Origin of the sequence: Giesbergeria anulus (genome assembly GCF_900111115.1) — a bacterium.
GTDB classification, from domain to species: domain Bacteria; phylum Pseudomonadota; class Gammaproteobacteria; order Burkholderiales; family Burkholderiaceae_C; genus Simplicispira; species Simplicispira anulus.
Genome location: NZ_FOGD01000008.1, coordinates 61,971 through 82,113, shown reverse-complemented (window position 1 = coordinate 82,113; position 20,143 = coordinate 61,971). Strand labels below are relative to the sequence as shown.

General features: G+C 58.3%; 16 protein-coding genes and 1 tRNA gene. 10 read left to right on the top strand and 7 right to left on the bottom strand.

Annotated elements, in window-relative coordinates:
- Positions 1-32: 32 nt before the first annotated feature.
- A complete protein-coding gene (locus BMX55_RS11920; protein ID WP_091458019.1) occupies positions 33-5,936 on the bottom strand; it encodes a cadherin domain-containing protein in 5,904 nt (1,967 codons plus the stop codon).
- Positions 5,937-6,091: 155 nt separating this feature from the next.
- On the opposite strand from BMX55_RS11920, the gene BMX55_RS11915 reads away from it, so the two are divergent.
- Positions 6,092-7,063, top strand: a complete 972-nt coding sequence (locus tag BMX55_RS11915) for a LysR family transcriptional regulator (RefSeq protein WP_091458016.1) — start codon at positions 6,092-6,094, stop codon at positions 7,061-7,063.
- Here BMX55_RS11915 and BMX55_RS11910 read toward each other — a convergent pair.
- From BMX55_RS11910 to BMX55_RS11885, 6 genes are all read right to left on the bottom strand, one after another.
- On the bottom strand, positions 7,029-8,057 hold the full coding sequence (locus BMX55_RS11910; protein WP_091458013.1) for a Bug family tripartite tricarboxylate transporter substrate binding protein: 1,029 nt from the start codon (positions 8,055-8,057) through the stop codon (positions 7,029-7,031). The genes BMX55_RS11915 and BMX55_RS11910 overlap by 35 nt on opposite strands.
- A gap of 114 nt (positions 8,058-8,171) precedes the next feature.
- A complete protein-coding gene (locus BMX55_RS11905; RefSeq protein ID WP_091458010.1) occupies positions 8,172-9,632 on the bottom strand; it encodes a DEAD/DEAH box helicase in 1,461 nt (486 codons plus the stop codon).
- Positions 9,633-9,686: 54 nt separating this feature from the next.
- Complete coding sequence (gene ypfJ / locus BMX55_RS11900; protein WP_091458008.1) at positions 9,687-10,568, bottom strand: KPN_02809 family neutral zinc metallopeptidase; 882 nt, start codon at positions 10,566-10,568, stop codon at positions 9,687-9,689.
- A 32-nt stretch (positions 10,569-10,600) separates the two neighbouring features.
- Positions 10,601-11,176, bottom strand: coding sequence for a dCTP deaminase (dcd, locus tag BMX55_RS11895; RefSeq protein WP_091458005.1), 576 nt, complete (start codon positions 11,174-11,176; stop codon positions 10,601-10,603).
- Positions 11,177-11,405: 229 nt separating this feature from the next.
- Positions 11,406-12,095, bottom strand: coding sequence for a hypothetical protein (locus BMX55_RS11890; RefSeq protein ID WP_091458003.1), 690 nt, complete (start codon positions 12,093-12,095; stop codon positions 11,406-11,408).
- A gap of 145 nt (positions 12,096-12,240) precedes the next feature.
- Positions 12,241-12,316: transfer RNA gene (locus tag BMX55_RS11885), tRNA-Arg, on the bottom strand.
- Between the two features lie 222 nt (positions 12,317-12,538).
- Between BMX55_RS11885 and BMX55_RS11880 the strand changes: the two genes are divergently transcribed.
- From BMX55_RS11880 to BMX55_RS11840, 9 genes are all read left to right on the top strand, one after another.
- Positions 12,539-13,012: a c-type cytochrome gene (locus tag BMX55_RS11880; RefSeq protein WP_245751433.1), complete on the top strand. Its 474-nt coding sequence runs from the start codon at positions 12,539-12,541 to the stop codon at positions 13,010-13,012.
- Positions 13,013-13,094: 82 nt separating this feature from the next.
- Positions 13,095-13,523 carry a gamma-butyrobetaine hydroxylase family protein gene (locus BMX55_RS11875; protein WP_091457997.1) on the top strand — a complete coding sequence of 143 codons (429 nt, stop codon included), beginning with the start codon at positions 13,095-13,097 and terminating at the stop codon, positions 13,521-13,523.
- Between the two features lie 79 nt (positions 13,524-13,602).
- Positions 13,603-14,334, top strand: a complete 732-nt coding sequence (gene ubiE, locus BMX55_RS11870) for a bifunctional demethylmenaquinone methyltransferase/2-methoxy-6-polyprenyl-1,4-benzoquinol methylase UbiE (RefSeq protein WP_091457995.1) — start codon at positions 13,603-13,605, stop codon at positions 14,332-14,334.
- A 19-nt stretch (positions 14,335-14,353) separates the two neighbouring features.
- Entirely contained in the window at positions 14,354-15,337 is a 984-nt protein-coding gene (locus BMX55_RS11865) for a Tim44 domain-containing protein (RefSeq protein WP_091457992.1), read from the top strand.
- Between the two features lie 45 nt (positions 15,338-15,382).
- Positions 15,383-15,985, top strand: coding sequence for a ubiquinone biosynthesis accessory factor UbiJ (locus tag BMX55_RS11860; protein WP_091457989.1), 603 nt, complete (start codon positions 15,383-15,385; stop codon positions 15,983-15,985).
- Entirely contained in the window at positions 15,982-17,553 is a 1,572-nt protein-coding gene (ubiB, locus tag BMX55_RS11855; protein ID WP_091457986.1) for a ubiquinone biosynthesis regulatory protein kinase UbiB, read from the top strand. The genes BMX55_RS11860 and ubiB overlap by 4 nt, the downstream gene beginning before the upstream one ends.
- A gap of 56 nt (positions 17,554-17,609) precedes the next feature.
- The gene (locus BMX55_RS11850) at positions 17,610-19,067 is read left to right on the top strand and encodes a high affinity choline transporter 1 (protein ID WP_091457982.1); all 1,458 of its coding nucleotides are present in this window, start codon (positions 17,610-17,612) and stop codon (positions 19,065-19,067) included.
- A gap of 86 nt (positions 19,068-19,153) precedes the next feature.
- Positions 19,154-19,480: an FmdB family zinc ribbon protein gene (locus BMX55_RS11845; protein WP_091457979.1), complete on the top strand. Its 327-nt coding sequence runs from the start codon at positions 19,154-19,156 to the stop codon at positions 19,478-19,480.
- Positions 19,481-19,490: 10 nt separating this feature from the next.
- Positions 19,491-20,129, top strand: coding sequence for a DUF502 domain-containing protein (locus BMX55_RS11840; protein ID WP_091457977.1), 639 nt, complete (start codon positions 19,491-19,493; stop codon positions 20,127-20,129).
- Positions 20,130-20,143: the final 14 nt, after the last annotated feature.

Here is a 20,143-nt window from a genome sequence, read left to right as displayed (position 1 = left end):
GGCACAGCACGATGCCAAACCAAGGTGTTGGGTTAAGAGAGCGAATCTATGTACCAACTCATCCCCGTTAAGGTAGCTGTGGTGACGGGTTGCACATAGTCTTGCAGCTCGACATAGACATTATCTGCGGGCTGATTCTGACCGGCTGGCACTTGGTATAACACCCCGCCAATTTGCAGCAGCTCTATATGGCGCACCACATCTACTGTGCCACTGGCTTTGTGCCGGATCAGTGCATCATGCACCCCAGCCGCAGTATTGGGCGTGAGGGCGACCTCGTAATCTGACGGCCTGCCAAAGTACACTGCCATGTCTGTGCCCTCGCCACCATCGAGCACATCTGTGCCACTGCCACCCACCAACATATCATTGCCTGCACCACCGAGCAGGGTGTTGTTGCCCGCATTCGCTGACCAGCCCGTTTCACTGAGCTGTTGATCGATGAGCTGTAGATGGCCTTGGGCATCAGTGAGCGCTCGCGTATGGTGGGCATCGCGTGCCAAGGCCAACCAAATCGCCGACCAACTACCACCCGCGTTCAGATGACTTACCCCTAAATTGGTTAATGCGGCAGTTGCACTGCCTGTGCCCCAGACTTGGTTCATCACGGCAGCCACCTGTTCTGGTAAGGATTGGTTTGCCCATGTGGAATGGGTTCGCATCCAATAGCTATGGGCCATCTCGCCTAACTGGGCACTGCTGTAGTTTCCTGCCGCAAATACCCCCATCTCGCTCAAGGTGGGCAAGCGCCCACCCAGCGCATGCACCAACAAGGCCGTGTCTTGGGCCAGTTGGTAGTTGTCATAGACCCACGCCAAGCGCGCATCAGTGACCAAGCCACTGCCGTGGTTGTTGCTCCAAGTATTGGTCAGGTGCAGGCCGGTGCTGTCGGCCAGCTCGGTGCTGCTGGGGGTAAAGTCCACTTGCAAGCGCCCCTCAGGCGTGAGGGCAAAACGCCAGCGCCCGGCGTCGCTGGGGCCACCTTGGAGCAGGTCGTTGCCATCACCACCTTGCAAGGTGTCATTGCCAATGCCGCCGACTACCCAGTCGTTGCCGCCATCGCCAAACAGTTGATCGTCTCCACCTTTGGAGCCAATGGTGTCATTACCATCACCACCGCGCAGCACATCGTCGTCAGCGCCCAGCACTAAAAATTGCGCACTGCCATCGCCAATGACAAAGTTACGCCCGCTGCCGCCAATAGCGGTGCTGGGGCCAATGACGATGGCAAACTCAACCAAACTCAAATCGAGTACGGAGCCGGGTGGTAGCTGGCGGGCATCAATCACCAAGGCCTCAGCCCGCTGGGGATTGGTGCTGTCATCCTCGCCGGTGCCGGTGGTGCCCCTAATGACGATGGGTTGCGTGGGTGCGGTGCCACCTGCTGCTGTGGTCAGGGTGATGGTGCGCACCATGACTTGGTCTTGGTTAACCACGCCGGGCACATATTGGTCAATGCCTTGGCCAAGGACTTCTGCAAAGTTGGCAGGCAGATCAATGCGCGGCTCACTGGCTTGAATGAGTTTCTCGCGCAGGGTCAGGCTGCTGCTTTCGCTGCTTTCAGAGGTCAGACCGACTCCGACGGGCAGGCTCACTTGTAGCAGCGGTTCGCCACTGCTGGTTTTGGCCAGCGGAATATCAGCCAGAGCACCATTGGGGGTATTGGTGTCTTCGGGGCGGGTTTTGCTCACCGGGGCAATGGTTTGGGTGGTGGTGGTGATGGTTTGGCCATTGCTGCCGATTTGGGTGTTGGTCTGTGTTTGTACCGTGGTGCCATCAACAGTTTCAGTGCTGGGTGCTGGCGCTGGTGCAGGTGCAGGTGCAGGTGCAGGTGCGGGTGCAGGTGCTGGTGCTGGTGCTGGTGCTGGTGCTGGTGCTGGTGCTGGCGCTGGTGCTGGTGCTGGTGCTGGCGCTGGTGCTGGTGCTGGTGCTGGCGCTGGCGCTGGCGCAGGTGCAGGTGCAGGTGCAGGATCAGGCCCCGGATCAGGCGCAGGCGCAGGGGCAGGCGCAGGCGCACTGGCTGTGGTGAAATTGTAGGTACTGGTATTGCTGACTGCTGTCGCGGCATTGCCAGCGGCATCTTGGAGTGCACCAGTATCCCAGTTAACATAATAGGCTGTACTGTAGCCTAGAGAGGCGGTTGGATTTATAACCAACTCACCATTACCATTGATGCTGATGGTGGCTGCCACTACACTGTTGTTAGTTATATCCTTTAGATAGACTTTGCTAGTATCTGATCCTGAATCCAATGGCTCTGTAAATCGAACAATGATATCGCTATCAATACCAGCATTGATAGAGTTGTCAGCCGGAGAGCTCGTTCCAAAATTGGGGGTGGGGGCTATAATATCCAGTACATAAGATTTACTTACTTCGGGGCCGTTGTTTCCCGCTGTGTCAGCCACACGTATTTTTAGCGTATCATTTGCAATAAGCGTCTGGCCTGTCAGTGTCCAGTTGCTAGAGCCAATAGTATTGGTAGCTGTTACCCAAGTAGTGCCATTATCCAAAGAAACTTGTATGATTTCCCCGGCCGCAGTCACTGTGCTCAGGGTGCCGCTGATGGTTTGTGCATCAGTGCTGGTAATAAAATCTGTGCTGCTGGCCCCAGTATCAGATGAAAATTCCTGCGTGGCGATAGTGGTGGTAGGGGAGGTTTGATCCAGAAAATAATTCTGGGTTAGGGGTGTACTGCTTCCAGACGCATTGGTGACTCGTGCCTGCAAAGTGTTATTGGCTGTTAAGGTTTGGCTGCCTAAACTCCAGGTGTCTTGGCCGATGGTGTTGGCTGCAACAGCCCACGTTGCGCCATTGTCCAAAGAAATCTCTACTGTTTCTCCGGTAATGCTCGCTGCACTTAGCGTTCCTGTAATTGTTTGCGCGGCTGTTTTGGTAATTAAATCGGTGCTGCTCACCCCAGTGTCCGCAGAGAATGCCACACTGCTTACGGTGGTACTGGGGCCAGAAGAGACGTTGAGGGTTTTTGTTTTACTATCAGTTTGTGTGCCACCTGAGCCGCTGTTGCCAGCATCGTTGCTAGTAATATTGAGTGTGATAGAGCCAGTGGCCCCAGCCACACTGGTGTAGCTGATGTGGTTGCCAGAGATAAATGCATTGAGGCTAGTCTGCGATCCCGTTAATGTGATGGAATTGGTACCGCTGCCGCTTACCGTGACACCTCCGCCGGAGGTGCCTGTCAAGCTGCCTGCCGCCGCCGACAGTGCGAGTGTGATCGGGTTGGTATCGGCGTCTGGATCGCTGATACTGATGCCAGTGATCGGGGTGGCAGTAGCTTCGGCTATATTTTGCGAAGCCGACGCAGTGAGCACTGGTGGTTCGTTCACGTTACTGACGCTGATGGTCAGTGCATTGGCCGCAGTATGGCTGCTGGCGTCAGAAGCAATCACCTCTAAGCTGTAGCTGGACTTGGTTTCATAGTCAGCAGTAGCATTGAGCGTGAGCTCGCCTGTGCTGCTATTGATGGTAAACGCACTGGCGTCGGTGCCAGACAGGGCGTAGGTGATGGCTTCGCTTTCTGGGTCAGTGGCTGTGGCGGTGTACACCACGGTGCTGGTGGCTGCATTCTCCGCCACTGTGCCCGCAGCGCCGCTAGTGAAGCTGGGCGCTTCGTTCACATCGGTAACGTTGATGGTCACTGCCTTGGTGGTGGTGTTGTTGGCATCCTTGGCGTTGACGGTGATGCTGTAGCTGGACTTGGTTTCATAGTCCGCCGCAGTGAGCAGGCGCATCTGGCCGGTGCTGGCATCGATGGAGAACGATGCTGCGTCGGTGCCGGTCAGCGAGTAGGTGATCGCGTCGCTTTCGGCATCGGTAGCGGTAGCGGTATAGACCACGGTGCTGGTGGCGGCGTTTTCGGCTACGCTGGCGCTGGCACCGCTGGTAATAGTAGGCGCGGCGTTGGAGACGGCAATATTCAGCGTTTCGGTTTTGCTGTCAGTTTGCGCGCCGCCCGAACCCGAGTTGCCACCGTCGTTACTGCCAATATTGAGCGTGACGGTGCCAGTGGCACCTGCCGCCGTGGTGTAGGTCACCTTGCTGGCGGCAATAAAAGAGTTGATATTGGTTTGTGTGCCGCTCAGTGACACTAGGCTAGTGCCGCTACCCGCCACATTCACACCGCTGCCGGTGGTAGCGGCAAACGTGCCTGCCGCTGCCGACAGGGTCACGGTGATCGAATTGGAGCCTGCGTCTGGATCGGCCACGCTGATGCCGGTGAGCGCGGTGGCGGTGTTCTGGTTGACGCTTTGCGAGGCGGGCGCGGTCAGGACGGGGGCTTCGTTGACATTGGTGACGCTGATGGTCACTGATTTCAGCCCAGTATTGACCCCATCTTTGGCCAGCACGTTCAGGCTGTAGCTGGTCTTGGTTTCATAGTTGGCCGAGGCATTCAGCGTCAGCGCGCCCGTGCTGCTGTTGATGGTAAACGACGCGGCGTCGGTGCCCGCTAGGGCATAGGTGACAGCCCCGCCTTCCGGGTCGGTGGCGGCAGCGGTGTAGACCACGGTGCTGGTGGCGGCGTTTTCGGCGACGGTGCCGGTGGTGCCGCTGGAATACACCGGTGTCTCATTGATGTTGTTGACGTTGACGGTCACCGCCTTGGTGGTGGTGTGGGTGGCGTCCTTGGCCAGTACATTAATGCTGTAGCTGCTCTTGACTTCGTAGTTGGCGGCAGTGGTCAATCGCACCACGCCAGTGGTGGCGTTGATGGTAAAAGACCCGGCATCGGTGCCAGACAGCGCATAGGACAGAGTGTCGCTGTCTGCATCAACGGCCATCGCCGTGTAGACCACGGTGGAGGTGCTGGCGTTTTCGTTGACTGAGCCGGTGGCACCGCTAGAGAAGACTGGGGCAACGTTGCCGCCGCCGATGTTTTCCAGTTGGATGTCGTCAAAGTTAACTTGGAATACGCCATCATTGCTGGAAATGGTCAATGAGGTCAGATTGTCAAAATTTGTATTGGCGCTCAAATCGACAGTTTGCGTCTGCCCCCCGGAGAAGTTATGCGTCACTTTGTTGGCAGCATTGCCATTGGGCGTGAAGGTCATGACTTCACTCAGCCCTCCCGCCTCCATCATCAGCATGGACACAAAATCAAACACCTTGCCGCCTTGTACGGTCAGGGTGATGCTGTTGATGTCGGTATTGTCCGCCGTGACCACCACCATGCCGCTACTGCCTGTGGGCACGCTCATGCCCAAACCGGTGAACACACTCGTGGTGTCTTGATAAATGCCAGTTCCACCATTGATCGCAATATCTAGCGTATCGCTGGTGGCGGTGTTGGTGATGGCGACGGATGCCACCGGCGTGCTTGTGGACACCGTGGCATTGGGGGCGCTAGTGTTGCCGGCATCGCCAGTAAATGACACTACTGCCAGTGTTCCAGTGTAGTCATCCACCGCGAGCGCGGCAGTGTTAAGTATCCCAGTACGTGCTTCCAGCACCCAATTGCCCCCCCGTGCTGCATAGCCTGTGAGGTTGGTAGATGCTGCCATGTCAGCTTGGGTTATGCGGCCAAGCTGATCAAGCAAGCGGGCACCAGCCTCTCCGGCTGCCACATCACAACCGTACAGTAGCCAGTCGCCCTCTGCGCTCAGAGAGCGGTGGATGGTGTCCAGCTCTGTGGCGTACCTGTGTAAATTGTCAGCAGTCAATGTGGCACGGCCCAGTTGCACTTGGCCAGTGCTGCCGTGGCTCAACAGGTGAATAGCATCCACACTGCCTTGGGGTAGCCCAGCAAGGTACTCGGCCATCTGTTGCAGCCCGTCGTTCTGACTATCCAATATCACGACCTTGGCCTTTGCTGCCACCGCTTGGGCCAGCACTTGCCAATCCACAAGGTTGTCTTCAATGAAAACGATGTCTTGGCGGGCTGTGGGGCTATCGAAAATAGGAGAAGCAAGAGCGGTCATAGGAGCAAACTATCGAAAGGCAAACAGACAATAAGATTACGGGGCTATACCGTTTTTGGGGCGGCCTAGATTGCTTTATCAGTTATGCGTTATAGGCATAGGCATGTGCTAGGGTAACCGCGCCAGAGGTCGCACTACACTGCTCAATTACCACCATGAACCTCAAACGCATCGAATACCTATTGCAAGTGGCCGAGCTGGGTAGTTTTTCACGGGCGGCTGCCGTGTTGGGTATTACCCAGCCTTCCCTTGGGCGGCAGGTGCAAAAATTAGAAGAAGAATGCGCTGTGCGGCTGCTGTACCGCCACGGTCGGGGAGTCTCCTTGACGCTTGATGGCGAGCAGTTTGTAGCCCGCGTACGGCCCTTGTTGGCACAGTTGCTACAGGTGTCTGTCGATATGCGTGCCAGCCGTGAGCAGGTAACGGGTGAGGTGGCGGTAGGAATGCCGCCCACCACCGTTAGCTTTTTGGGCTTGCGGCTGTTTCAGAGGGTACGCCAGCAGTTTCCGGGTATACGCCTGAACGTGGTCGAAGGCTATAGCGGCCACATCCACGAATGGTTGCAAGATGCCCGGCTAGACTTGGCCGTGCTGCACCATGCCCGCCGCTCGCACCATGTGCTGCTAGAGCCGCTGGCAGATACTCGGCTGGCTTTGATCTGCGCCCCAAAATATCTGCCTTTGGGCCAAGGAGATCGAGCCGACATTGAGTTTGAACAACTGGGCCGAGTGCCGCTGATTCTCTCGAGTCGGCAACATGGCTTGCGCCGAACCTTGGAGCAGACGGCGCAGCAGTTAGGAATACGGCTCAACGTGGTCTATGAAGTTGATTGTCTGAGCATGAGCAAGCACATTACGGCCACTGGTTTGGCGCATACGGTGCTAGGGCCATCTGCCGTGAAAGCCGAGTTGCAGGCTGGGCATCTAGTGGCCTTGCCGTTGACTAATCCAGAAATCCATACCCGCTTGCTGTTGGCCTCAGCCAGCCAGCGTCCCTACACCGAAGCTACGCGCCACGTTGCCCACTGCATCAAAGTTCTAGTGCAAGAGCTGATTGAGAATGACCGAGACGACATTGGTTTGAAGGCTATTTCTAGCCCAGCCAGAGATTTGTCTGACGAGGGCTAAACCGACCCTCATTGACTGTAGCCCCTGAGGCGCGAACGATGTCATGCCAAGAGGCAATCTCGGCCCGAACAAACTGGGCGAATGTGTCGCTGCCCATGGGCACAAAGCGCATCCCCTCGGCGGTCATCCGTGCTTGCACGGTGGGCAATTGCAAAATGCGTTGCACTTGGGCATGAATTTTTTGTACCACCACGGCAGGCATACCGGCGGCACCAAAAAGACCAGCCCAGTTTGCTAGTGTTTTACCCATCCAAGGTGACTGCGCCAGTGAGGGTAGCCCTTGTACCCAAGGGGATGGAGTCGCCCCCAGCGCTCCCAGCACCGCCAAGGCCCGCAATCGCCTAGACTGCAAATACGGTATCACCGTTTGCAGGGTGGCAAACATCATGGTCGTTTGCCCACCGATCAGATCGACCAGTGCCGGGCTGTTGCCTTTGTATGGAATGTGGGTGAGGTCGAGCCGGTTTTTTTGTCTGAACAGCTCTCCTGCCAGATGGCTGGTGCTTCCTAGCCCTGCTGAGGCAAAACTGAGATTTTTTTGCGTTCGTGCCCACTCCAGCAGTTCCTGTACTGTCTTGGCGGGTGACGATGCCGGTACTACCAACACGCCTTCAGCTTCTACGACAAAACTGATCGCAGAAAAGTCATTCACAGGGTGATAGGGCAGACGGGCTAACAAAGAGGCATTGATAGCATGGGTGCCTACCGTGCCCATCAGCAGGGTGTAGCCATTGCCAGCGGCTTGGGCTACCTCTGAGGCGGCTAACATCCCACCATTGCCAGTGCGGTTGTGTACCGTGACGGACTGCCCCCATGCCAGCGTCATGTGTTCGGCCAGAATGCGGGCATAGGCATCCGCATAGCCTCCTGCGGGAAAAGGCACCACGATCTTGACGGGCTTGCTGGGCCAGGGCTGGGCGCGGGCCAGTGCCCACCCTAGGCCGCTACTGCCGACCAACAACTGTTTGAGTATTTTGCGTCGTGCAATCGGCATGGCAAAGTGCAGGCAATGCCTTCTTCAAAAATATCAATGTGATCGATCAGTGTAATCACATAGATTTTTTAAATCACAAGGCATCTCGTCAACTTTTTGCCGATGGGGCTGCGTTCAGGCGGGTGCTACTGTTGGCTCTGTCGGCTTGAACAAGGCCGCTAGCTTGCGCCGTGGTTTGATGTTGCCCGATGGGGTGCCACGCGCTGCCGGGTTGGGGGGAGCCGAGTCCCATTGTGCTATTGCGCCAGCGGCTGGAGCCTCGTAGGGCCTGTCAAAAAACGGGTCGCGCGAGGGCATAGCGGGCCGAAAGCCGCCGCGCTGCACCGGCGACCTGGCTGCACGGTCAAAGCGCTCTGGGCGCTCGTAGCGCTCGCTGCGGCCTTCGGGGCGTGCCTCAGCGTAGCGGCTGGCAGGGCGCTCGGTGCGAGGCGGCTCGTCTAGGGCCAGCGTTTCGATGTTGAGCTTGGTTTTGAGCAGTTTTTCGATGTCTGCCACGAGACGGGTGTCGCTGCCCGACACCAGTGTGACGGCCAGCCCGGAGGCCCCGGCGCGGCCCGTGCGGCCAATGCGGTGGACGTAATCTTCGGCGTTGAACGGCACGTCAAAGTTGAACACGGCGGGCACGTCTTTGATGTCGAGGCCGCGCGCGGCCACATCAGTGCAGACCAGCAAATCGACCTCGCCTTGCTTGAAGGCATCCAAAGCCTTGATGCGCTCGTCTTGGCTCTTGTCGCCGTGCAGGGCGGTGGTTTTGAGGCCCTCGCGCTCTAGGCTGCGCGCCAAGCGGCCACAGCCGAGTTTGCTGTTGACGAAGATAAAGGCTTGCTTGATGCCACGGGTTTTGAGCACCTGATGGATCACGCGGCGCTTGTCTTCGTCGGTGGCGGCATAAAAGCGCTGCTCTACGGTGGAGGCGGTCTGATTAGGCCGGGCTACTTCAATGGTGATGGGGTCTTGCAGGTAGCTGCTCGCCAGTCGTTTGATCTCGGGCGAGAAGGTGGCGCTAAACAGCAGCGTGGTGCGCTGCTTGGGTAGGTGGCTGAGGATGCGTTGCAGGTCAGGCAAGAAGCCGATGTCGAGCATGCGGTCGGCCTCGTCGAGAACGACGTATTCGACTTGGTTGAGTACGGTGTTTTTGGCTTCAATGTGGTCGAGCAGACGCCCTGGGGTGGCTACCAGTACCTCAACGCCTTTTTTCAGCTCTAGGGTTTGGGGCTTCATGTCCATGCCACCAAAGACCACGGCGCTGCGCAGTTTGGTGTATTTGGCGTAGAGGGCGATTTGCTGTGCCACTTGGTCGGCCAGTTCGCGGGTGGGCAGCAACACCAAGGCGCGCACGGGGTGGCGCGCTGGGGAGGTGGAGGCGTTTTCGTGCTGGAGCAGGCGTTGTAGCAGCGGCAGTGAGAAGGCAGCGGTTTTGCCAGTGCCAGTTTGGGCAGCGCCCATGACGTCCTGCCCGGTGAGCACGACGGGGATGGCTTGTGCCTGAATGGGAGTCATGGACTCGTAGCCCATTTCGGCTACGGCACGCGCTAGCGGCTCGGCCAGCGATAAATTGGAGAAGGAGCTTGTCATTGGTGTGCAATTGTCGCACCAGCGCCGCCAAAACGGTATCGAAAACGCTATGGGCTAGAGGTTACGCGCTGAAAAAGTGTCGCAAGCTTGCACATTGCCCTTTTGTAGCCCCTGCTGAAACCAGCGCACGCGCTGGGCGCTGCTGCCGTGGGTAAAGCTATCGGGCACCACGCGGCCTTGGCTGCGTTGTTGCAGGGCATCGTCGCCAATTTTGGCGGCGGCGTTCATGGCGGCTTCGATGTCGCCTTGCTCCAAAATTTGCCGCGAGGCTTGCGCATGGTGCGCCCAAGCACCGGCCAAGCAGTCGGCTTGCAGTTCTAACCGCACCGAAAGTTGGTTGTATTGCACTTGGCTCACGCGCCCACGCTGGCGGTCTACTTCGTCACTGATGCCCAGCAGGTGCTGGACGTGGTGGCCCACTTCGTGGGCAATGACGTAGGCTTGGGCAAACTCGCCGGGTGCGCCTAAGTCGTGCTTCAGGGTTTCGTAAAAAGCCAAGTCGATATAGACCTTTTGGTCTCCGGGGCAGTAAAACGGCCCCATCGCTGCTTGGCCGGTGCCGCAGGCGGTGGGCGTGGCCCCCCGAAACAATACCAGCTTGGGTTGTTGGTAGTGGCTGCCGCCTTGGCGAAACAGTTCCGTCCAGACGTCTTCGGTGTCGGCCAGCACGGTAGAGACAAACTTGGCCATGCGGTCGTCCGCTGGAGGGCGGTGCGCTGGGGTGTGCTGCTGCACTGGCGCCGGGGGGTGGCCACCGCCACTGAGCACGCCCAGTACGGTGAGCGGGTTGATGCCCAGCAGCCAACCTGCCAGCAGGGCCACAGCGATGGTGCCTAAGCCGATGTTGCGCCCACCGAGCACGGGCTGGCCGCCACCGCTAGGGCTGTCGCGGCGGTCTTCGACGTTGTCGGATTGGCGGTTGCCTTCCCATTTCATGCGCTGTCTCCGGTGGGAGCTATGGGGCCTGATTAGGCGCGTGGCAGGGTGACGCCGTGCTGGCCTTGGTATTTGCCGCCACGGTCTTTGTAGCTGGTCTCGCACACGTCGTCTTTGTCGCTCTCAAAGAACAAGACCTGCGCGCAGCCCTCTCCAGCATAAATTTTGGCGGGCAGGGGGGTGGTGTTGCTAAATTCGAGTGTGACGTAGCCTTCCCATTCGGGCTCAAAAGGCGTGACGTTGACGATGATGCCGCAGCGGGCGTAAGTGCTTTTACCCAAGCAAACGGTGAGCACATTGCGCGGAATGCGAAAGTACTCTACCGTGCGCGCCAGCGCAAAGCTGTTGGGCGGGATGATGCAGGAGTCACCATAAAAATCGACAAAACTTTTTTCGTCAAAGTTTTTGGGGTCTACCACGGTGCTGTGGATGTTGGTAAACACCTTGAATTCGGGCGCACAGCGGATATCGTAGCCATAGCTGCTGGTGCCATAACTGATGACTTTGTGACCATCTGCCGCTTGGCGCACCTGGCCTGGCTCGAAGGGGGAGATCATGCCGTGCTCGGCTGCCATGCGGCGGATCCATTTGTCACTTTTGATGCTCATGGTAGCTCGGCTCCTGTGAAAACTACGGTTTTGATAGCTGCTGGCTCTGCTCAAGACAGCTTAAGAGCGCTATTTTGCTTGAGAAATCACGGCAAACAGCAACTTGCCTAAGCTACTGGCGTGTGTTGGGCCAGCAGCGGTGTGGCTTGCGGGTTGATCAGCACAAAATCGCCCTCGCAGCCCGGTTGCAAGTTGCCCACCACGCTTTGTGTATCAGGCCAATAGGAGCTTAGAACTCCCAAGCTATTCCCAGATTACCCATATTGTGCCGATTGCCCCGGCCACCAGCCATCGATAGTTTCAGTCCCTCTGCTATTTGGTAGCGTAGCCCAGCTTGGTAGGCTGGTTTGCGCTCTTGCTCACCAAAAGTTTCTAGCGTCAATACCAAAGCCCCTAGCACTGGCATATCGCCCCCTAGTCCCCAAGTGCCAACATGGCCTTGCCCCCGTGTCCAAGTTTTTCCAAGGTTCAGATGCAGGCTTGGCCCGGCTGTAAATGTCCAGCTGGCCAGAGCCAACAGTCTATGTGTGTGGTATTTGGCCTGCTCACTATCGAGACGATCACGGCTATACGCATATTTCAGGCCCGCTGACAACCCCTGGTCGGCTTGCAACGGCACCCACTTAACGGCAGCTCCTACCGCACGCTGGGTGTCGCTGGGTGTGAAGGAGTGATCACGGGCGTGACCAAAATTTACCTCGGTTTCTACATGGTGCAGCGGGCTATAACCGATGGAGGTATCCCAACCACGCAGGTTAGCATCTTTGCTCCAGCCCAGCTCTACCTTGGCGCTGCCGCGCTCCATCGTGCTGGCATCTTCCACTGCCATTGGCCGTTCAGCCCACACCGGCAACGATAACGCTGCCAAACAGCTAGACAAAACCGTGGCGTGCCAGTGACGAACAACAACATGGTGCATAGTAAACCCTCCAAAATAGTAAAAATATCTGTTTGAGAGCGCGTTTTTAACCTAGCTTGCGTTGGGGAAAAGCAAAAACGCCAACCGTTGTGGTTGGCGTTTGGGTGGGAATGGGGCTTGAATGGCTCAAGCCCAGTCAAAATGCTGGTGCGGCTGGCGGGGATCGAACCCACGACCCTTGGCTTCGGAGGCCAATACTCTATCCACTGAGCTACAGCCGCTGGTGCGGCACAGGGCCGACTTCGCAATTATGGCATGGCTGGGCAAGCCCCCACACAAGATAGCGGCCCCTCCAAGCTGGTTCTGCGCTGGCCTTGAAGATGCACCCATATAATCCGGGGTTATTTTTCAGTCCACTCACCCCCGATCTTTGCGAGGACGTCATGCGCGCCAATCCCCACAAAAAACACCCCAACCGCTCCCGAGGGTCGCTGTCCTCCGTGATGCTGACCCTTGTGCTGCCGATTGCCGTGGTGGTCGGACTGGTCGCCACGGCCTACGTCAAGACCAACCCCACTACGCCCGCAGGGCGCTTGGATGACGGCGGTCAAGCAGTTGCCAGTCGTATTCAAAAAGTAGGCACCGTGGCCATCCGCGAGGCTAAAAAGGCCTTGCGCACTGGCGAGGAAGTCTATACCGCCCAATGCTCCGCTTGCCACGCCAACGGCACCGTGGGTGCGCCCAAGTTTGGTGATGCTGCTGCTTGGGGCCCGCGCATTGGCGCTGGCTTTGATGCGCTGCTGCAATCGGCACTCAAGGGTAAAAATGCGATGGGTGCCCAAGGTGGCGGCGAGTTCAACGACATCGAAATTGGCCGTGCTGTAGCCTATATGGCCAATGCCGGTGGTGCTAAGTTCACCGCCCCTGGCCCAGCAGCCGGTGCTGCGGCCGCTGCCGAAGCGACTGCGACGCCCTAAAGCGCTCACTGTCCCCCAAGGCCGGCTTGATTGCCGGCTTTTTTATGTCCGCTTTTTTTGTTTTTCTCTGAGGAGCCACACTATGGCCGGTCTGACTGCCCACTCCCCTACGCCCCAAGCCATCACTGCGCACGAAACCTCGCGCGTTCTTGAAGTGGCTTTTTCGGATGGCGCTGTGTTTCGCATCCCTTTTGAGCTGATGCGCGTGGCCTCGCCGTCGGCTGAGGTGCAAGGGCACGGCCCCGGCCAAGAAACGTTGCAAACGGGCAAGCGCGATGTCACGCTGCTGGCCTTAGAGCCAGTAGGCCACTACGCCGTGCAGCCCACCTTTTCAGATGGTCATAGCAGCGGCATCTTCACTTGGGACTTTTTGTACCAGCTGGGCCGCGATCAAGAGGCCCTCTGGCAAAACTACCTGCAACGCTTGGCCGCTGCCGGACTAGACCGCGACACCCCCATGCCCGTCCGGGGAGGCCCACGCCCAGAGGGTTCCGGCTGCGCTAGTCATTAAAGTTCTTCTTTTTCTCACTCCCCAGCGCGATACCCGGAAGGCTTGCAGGGTTGTCGCCATAGCAGATAGCATCAGCATTATGAGTACCACCCACTTCGGATTCCAGTCGGTTGACGAGCACGAAAAAGCACAGCGCGTGCGCAGTGTTTTTGACTCGGTCGCGCCCAAATACGACCTGATGAACGACCTGATGTCGGCGGGTCTGCACCGCCTTTGGAAAGCCTATACCGTCATGGTAGCCAACCTGCGTGAAGGCAGTCAGGTGCTCGACATTGCGGGCGGCACCGGCGATTTGGCCTTGGCCTTTGCCAAAAAGGTAGGTCGCAGTGGCCGCGTGGTACACACCGATATCAACGAAGCCATGCTGCGCGTGGGGCGCAATCGCTTGCTCGATGCGGGCGTGGCCCTGCCCACGCTGGTGTGTGATGCCGAGCAACTGCCCTTTCCCGATGAGCATTTTGATGTGGTGAGCGTTGCTTTTGGTCTGCGCAACATGACGCACAAAGACGATGCTCTGGCCGAGATGTGCCGGGTGCTCAAACCCGGGGGCAAGCTGCTGGTGCTGGAGTTTTCTAAGGTGGCGCAGCCACTGACCAAGGCTTACGACTGGTATTCGTTCAATGTATTGCCCAAGCTGGGGCAACTGATTGCGGGCGATGCCGACAGCTACCGCTATTTGGCCGAATCCATCCGTATGCACCCCGGCCAGCAAGAACTCAAAGCACTGATGCACGAGGCCGGTTTTGGCCATGTCGATTACCACAACCTCACCGGTGGCGTCGTAGCGCTGCATGTGGGCATCAAGTGTTGAACCCAAGGAGAAATAAGCGATGAAGAAACTCTGGCCCGCCCTGTTGTTGGCAATTATGGTGATCGTGGCACATCCTGAGGCCGAGGCCAAACGTTTGGGCGGTGGCAAATCGCTGGGTCAGCAGTCTGGCAACGTCACCCAGCGCGACGCTACCCCCGGCGCACCGGGACAAAATTTCAACCAAGCGGCACCGCGTCCGGCCACCGCGCCGCAGGCAGCCCCTGCTGCAGCACCTAAAAAGCCTTGGGGGGCCATGCTGGGTGGTTTGGCAGCTGGGCTGGGATTGGCTTGGCTGGCGCACTCGCTGGGCTTTGGGGAAGGGTTGGCACAGTTTCTGATGTTTGCACTCTTGGGGGTAGCTGTTTTGGCGGTGGTGGCTATGGTGTTGCGCAAACGCCAAGCCAGCCAAAATGCCGCTGCCTCACCCTTTGCCTTCCAAGGCGCAGGAGCACCGGTCAATGCCCCGGTGCTGCACGACTACAACCCCGACAAGGTGGGCAACGACGCCTCGGCCCGCCCTTGGGAACGCAACAGCATGTCTTTTGACAACAGCCGCCCGGCCTCTGGCGGTTCGATGATTGGCTCGGCGCTGGCCGGATCGCAAAACTGGGCCATTCCTGAGGGTTTTGACAGCGCCGCTTTTGTCGAAGCCGCTAAGCGCAACTTCATTACGCTGCAAGCGGCTTGGGATCGTTCTGACGTTTCCACCCTGCGCTCAATGATGACCGACACCATGTTGGCTGAAATCCGCAGTCAATTGGCCGAGCGTGAAACCCACCGGGGTGAGCAGCAACCCAACCAGACCGATGTGGTGATGCTAGAGGCGCAACTGCTGGGCATTGAAGACTTGGGCGAAGCCTACATGGCCAGCGTCGAGTTCTCCGGCATGATCCGCGAAGAAGCCTCGGCAGGCCCCAACCCGTTCCGCGAAGTCTGGAACATGACCAAGCCCAAAACCGGCGGCAGTGGCTGGTTGGTAGCAGGCGTTCAAGCCCTGCAATAACAATACCGGCCCAATACTGGGCGCGCTTCAGGAATAATCGGGGATATGGCAACACCACAGTCCCCTTTTTCTATTCTTGGCAGCGTGTTCGAGCGTCTTGCCCCCGGGCTTGTCCCACCACCTTGGCTGGTACACGAGGTGCAGCATCGCGCCGTCCTGCTACTCAACCATGTGCTACAGCAAGAGCCTGCGGCCATGGAGCGCCTAGAACGCCAGCAAGGGCGCATCGTGCAGGTGCAATGGCGGCACTTTTTTATCGCCTTGCAAGTCACGCCAGCGGGCTTGTTTGATACCGCCGATGAAGACCTCACCCCCGATTTGCGCTTAGAAGTGATGCAGGACTCCCCGTTAGGCTTGGCCCAATTGGCCCTGCGCGGCGAGCGTCCCGCAGTGCGCATTGATGGCGATGTGCAATTTGCGGGGGATATCCAATGGCTGTCTGATAACCTGCGTTGGGACATTGAGGAAGACTTGGCCCGCGTGATTGGTGACGTGCCCGCGCGTACCCTGTCTGAGGCAGGGCGCTGGCTGGCTCAGGCGCTGCGCCAGTTTGTGGGTAGCCGCATGGCAGCCGCCCAAGGCATGGAGGCATCTGCCCATGCCCCTGGTGCAGCCCCGGTGTGGTCTGACGACCGCACAATTCCATGAACCGACTGCTTCGTGGTGCCACCATCGTCTGGGTGGCGTTGCGCTATGGCCTAGACGAGTTGGTGCTCAACAGCTTTCAGCACCGTTGGCTGCACTTGTTGGCGCGCATTATCTCGGTCGGGCGCGATCTGCGCGCACCGCGTGGCCAGCGCCTGCGCGAGGCGCTGGAGCGGCTGGGGCCGATCTTCGTGAAGTTTGGCCAAGTGCTCTCCACCCGGCGCGATTTGTTGCCGCCCGACCTTGCCGATGAACTAGCCCTGCTGCAAGATCGGGTGCCGCCGTTTCCATCAGCCGTGGCCGTCGCTACCATTGAGCGCGCCTTTGGCAAACCATTGGCAGAAGTATTTGTCTCGTTTGAGCAGGTGCCGGTGGCCAGCGCCTCCATTGCTCAAGTTCACTTTGCCACGCTGCGCGACCGCCACGGTCAGTTGCACGATGTGGCCGTCAAGGTGTTGCGCCCCGGTATGTTGCCGGTGATTGACAAAGACTTGGCGTTGATGCGCATGATGGCTGGTTGGTTAGAAAGCTTGTCCAGCGATGGCAAACGCCTCAAACCGCGTGAGGTGGTGGCCGAGTTTGACAACTACCTGCACGACGAGTTGGACTTGGTGCGCGAAGCGGCCAACGCCGCGCAACTGCGGCGCAACATGGACGGGCTAGACTTGGTGCTGATTCCAGAAATTTACTGGGATTTTTGCCACCCCGAAGTGATGGTGATGGAGCGTATGCATGGCGTCCCCATCAGCCATGTGGACAAGCTGCGCGAGGCTGGGGTCGATATCCCCAAATTGGCGCGCGATGGCGTGACGATTTTCTTCACGCAGGTGTTTCGCGATGGTTTTTTCCATGCCGATATGCACCCCGGCAACATCCAAGTCAGTTTGGCCCCTGAGACGCTGGGGCGCTACATCTCGCTAGACTTTGGCATTGTTGGCTCGTTGACCGAGATCGACAAAGAATATCTGGCGCAAAACTTTACCGCGTTTTTCCGGCGTGATTACAAGCGCGTGGCCGAGTTGCACATTGAGAGCGGCTGGGTGCCCCCCGATACGCGCGTCAATGACCTAGAAGCGGCCATCCGCACCGTCTGTGAACCCTACTTTGACCGGCCCCTGCGTGAGATATCGCTGGGCATGGTGCTGATGCGGCTGTTCCAGACCTCGCGGCGCTTTAATGTCGAAATCCAGCCGCAACTGGTGCTGCTGCAAAAAACCCTGCTCAATATTGAGGGGTTGGGCCGCCAGCTGGACCCCGACCTCGACCTGTGGAGTACTGCCAAGCCGTTTTTAGAAAAGTGGATGCTCGACCAGATGGGGCCGCAGCGCCTGTGGCAAGAACTGCGCGCCCAAGCGCCGCATTACGCCAAGCTGCTGCCCGCGCTGCCGCGCCTGTTGTATGAGCAATTGCACCAGCGCAGCGCCAAGAGCGCCGCCCCCAGCGAGCTGCAACAACTGCTGCAAGAGCAGCGCCGCACCAATCGGCTGCTGCAAGCGCTGCTCTATGGTGGCGGTGGTTTTGTGCTCGGCCTGCTGGCGATGCAGTTGGTGGTGCGCGTGCGGTTGTTCTAACCCACTTGCCCGGATAATGCGCGGCATTTTTCACTTCCCGGTTGGCGGAGCCACACATGCTGATCACTTTTATCGTCTTGTACCTGCTGGTCTCGATTGCCGTGGGCCTGTGGGCCGCCACCAAGGTACACAACACGGCTGATTACGCGGTGGCGGGCCGCAGCCTGCCACTGGCGGTGGTTATTGCCACCACCTTTGCCACTTGGTTTGGCTCCGAAACGGTGCTGGGCGTATCGGCCCGGTTTGTCGACCAGGGGCTGGGGGCGGTGGTAGAAGACCCCTTTGGTGCCTCCATGTGTTTGGTGCTGGTGGGGTTGTTTTTTGCCTATAAGCTCTACCAGAAAAACCTGATTACCTTGGGCGATTACTACCGCCAGCGTTATGGGCGTACGGTAGAAGTGGTGTGTTCCATCATCATCATTTTTAGCTATTTGGGTTGGGTGGGGGCGCAGATTGCTGCGCTGGGGCTGGTGTTTAACTTACTGACCCAAGGCGCGATGTCGATGACGGTTGGCATGGTGGTGGGCACCTTGGTGGTGCTGGTCTATACGCTCTATGGTGGCATGTGGTCGGTGGCCCTGACCGATTTTGTGCAGATGATCGTGATTGGCTTGGGGCTGATCGCCATTGCGTGGTTTGCCGCCGATTTGGCTGGTGGTGCAGGCAAGGTGGTTGATTTTGCTGCGCGCGAAGGCAAGTTCCAGTTCTTTCCGCAAGACGGCGGCTTTAAAGAGTGGAGCTTTTTTATTGCGTCAGCCATCACCATGATGCTCGGTTCGATCCCGCAGCAAGACGTGTTTCAGCGCGTCATGTCGTCGGACAGCGCCCGCACCGCCCGCATCGGCCCGGTGATTGGCGGGCTGCTGTACCTGCTGTTTGCCTTTATCCCGATGTTTGTCGTAACAGCCGCTGTGCTCATCATGCCCGATACTGCTCGCGCCCTGTTGCAAGATGATCCGCAAAAGGTACTGCCCACACTGGTGATGGAGCATATGCCGCTGGCGCTACAAATTGCCTTCTTTGGAGCCTTGTTGTCGGCCATCATGTCCACCGCCTCGGCCACGCTGTTGGCTCCTTCCACTGCTTTTGTCGAAAACATTTTGCGCAACCTGCGCCCCGGCATGAGCGATGCCCTGACGCTCAAGGCAATGCGAGTCTCGGTGCTGGTGTTTACTGGCTGTGTACTGACTTATGCCATCACCATGCAGGGCACTTCGATTTATGAGATGGTGTCTGGTGCCTACCAAGTGCCGCTGGTGGGGGCTTTTGTGCCTTTGGTGTTCGGCCTGTACTGGCAGCGCGCTACTACCCAAGGGGCACTGCTGGCGGTAGTACTGGGGCTAGGGGTTTGGCTGCTGTTTGTGGCCAGCCCGGTGCTGTCGCAGGCGTTTCCGCAGCAATTGGCTGGTTTGTTGGCAGCGCTGGTTGGGATGCTGGCTGGCTCCTTGCTGCCTCAGTTCATCGCCAACCACAAGGGCCATGCGCCCCATTACGAAGGTAGTCCGGTGGCTTGAAGGCCGTTAGTAATGCTCAGACATCTGGCCGTCAAGGGGGAAGCCTATAATTGAAGGCTTTGCACTTTCAGTCCAGGCCCCAAAATATGCCTATTTACGCCTACAAATGCGGCTCCTGTGGCCATGCCAAGGATGTGCTGCAAAAAATGTCCGATCCGCCCCTAACGCAGTGCCCTGCCTGCGGTGCTGAGGCCTTTACCAAACAGGTCACGGCAGCGGGCTTTCAGCTCAAGGGATCGGGCTGGTATGTGACCGATTTCCGTGGCGGTAGCGGTGGTACCGCAGCGCCAGCCACCTCGGATAAAACCGCCAGTGGCACAGATGCTGCTGCGCCCAGTACGGCCAGCTCCAGCTCCGATGCCGCCAAGCCAGCACCAGCCGCAGACAGCAGCAGCGCTACCCCCAAAGCCTGAGTTCATACCCATGTCTGCCCTGCGCAAATGGCTGTTCACCGGCCTGCTGGTGATTGTTCCTGGAGCGATCACTCTGTCGGTGCTCAACTGGATTGTGGGTCTGCTCGATCAGACGCTGCTCATCCTACCGCAGGCTTGGCACCCAGACCGGCTGTTGGGTTTTCACCTGCCCGGCTTTGGCGTGGTGTTGACGCTGATGATTTTGCTGACCGTGGGTGCCTTGGCCAGCAATTTTGCTGGCCGCAAGCTGGTGCAGTGGGGCGATGCTGTGGTACACCGTATCCCGGTGGTGCGCTCCATTTACTCCAGCGTCAAGCAGGTATCAGACACGCTGTTTTCTGAAAGCGGCAACGCCTTTCGTACAGCGGTGCTGGTGCAGTGGCCCCGCGAAGGCGTCTGGACGCTCGGTTTTATCACCGGTTCGCCCAGTGGTGAGGTAGCTAGCTATTTGCGCGACGAATTTGTCAGCGTCTATGTGCCGACTACGCCCAATCCCACCGGTGGTTATTTTGTGATGGTGCGCAAAAGCGAGTGCGTCGAGCTAGAAATGAGCGTCGATGCCGCGCTGCGCTATATCGTCTCCATGGGGGTGGTTGTCCCCGTCGATCCTTTGACGCTGGCTGCTGCCCAGATCCCCCCTAACCCTTAACGCGCCGACAACGG

Coding starts and splice junctions, on each gene's coding strand:
- BMX55_RS11920 (WP_091458019.1), bottom strand. CDS start 5,936: ATGACCGCTCTTGCTTCTCCTATTTTCGATAGCCCCACAGCCCGCCAA.
- BMX55_RS11915 (WP_091458016.1), top strand. CDS start 6,092: ATGAACCTCAAACGCATCGAATACCTATTGCAAGTGGCCGAGCTGGGT.
- BMX55_RS11910 (WP_091458013.1), bottom strand. CDS start 8,057: ATGCCGATTGCACGACGCAAAATACTCAAACAGTTGTTGGTCGGCAGT.
- BMX55_RS11905 (WP_091458010.1), bottom strand. CDS start 9,632: ATGACAAGCTCCTTCTCCAATTTATCGCTGGCCGAGCCGCTAGCGCGT.
- ypfJ (WP_091458008.1), bottom strand. CDS start 10,568: ATGAAATGGGAAGGCAACCGCCAATCCGACAACGTCGAAGACCGCCGC.
- dcd (WP_091458005.1), bottom strand. CDS start 11,176: ATGAGCATCAAAAGTGACAAATGGATCCGCCGCATGGCAGCCGAGCAC.
- BMX55_RS11890 (WP_091458003.1), bottom strand. CDS start 12,095: ATGCACCATGTTGTTGTTCGTCACTGGCACGCCACGGTTTTGTCTAGC.
- BMX55_RS11880 (WP_245751433.1), top strand. CDS start 12,539: ATGCTGACCCTTGTGCTGCCGATTGCCGTGGTGGTCGGACTGGTCGCC.
- BMX55_RS11875 (WP_091457997.1), top strand. CDS start 13,095: ATGGCCGGTCTGACTGCCCACTCCCCTACGCCCCAAGCCATCACTGCG.
- ubiE (WP_091457995.1), top strand. CDS start 13,603: ATGAGTACCACCCACTTCGGATTCCAGTCGGTTGACGAGCACGAAAAA.
- BMX55_RS11865 (WP_091457992.1), top strand. CDS start 14,354: ATGAAGAAACTCTGGCCCGCCCTGTTGTTGGCAATTATGGTGATCGTG.
- BMX55_RS11860 (WP_091457989.1), top strand. CDS start 15,383: ATGGCAACACCACAGTCCCCTTTTTCTATTCTTGGCAGCGTGTTCGAG.
- ubiB (WP_091457986.1), top strand. CDS start 15,982: ATGAACCGACTGCTTCGTGGTGCCACCATCGTCTGGGTGGCGTTGCGC.
- BMX55_RS11850 (WP_091457982.1), top strand. CDS start 17,610: ATGCTGATCACTTTTATCGTCTTGTACCTGCTGGTCTCGATTGCCGTG.
- BMX55_RS11845 (WP_091457979.1), top strand. CDS start 19,154: ATGCCTATTTACGCCTACAAATGCGGCTCCTGTGGCCATGCCAAGGAT.
- BMX55_RS11840 (WP_091457977.1), top strand. CDS start 19,491: ATGTCTGCCCTGCGCAAATGGCTGTTCACCGGCCTGCTGGTGATTGTT.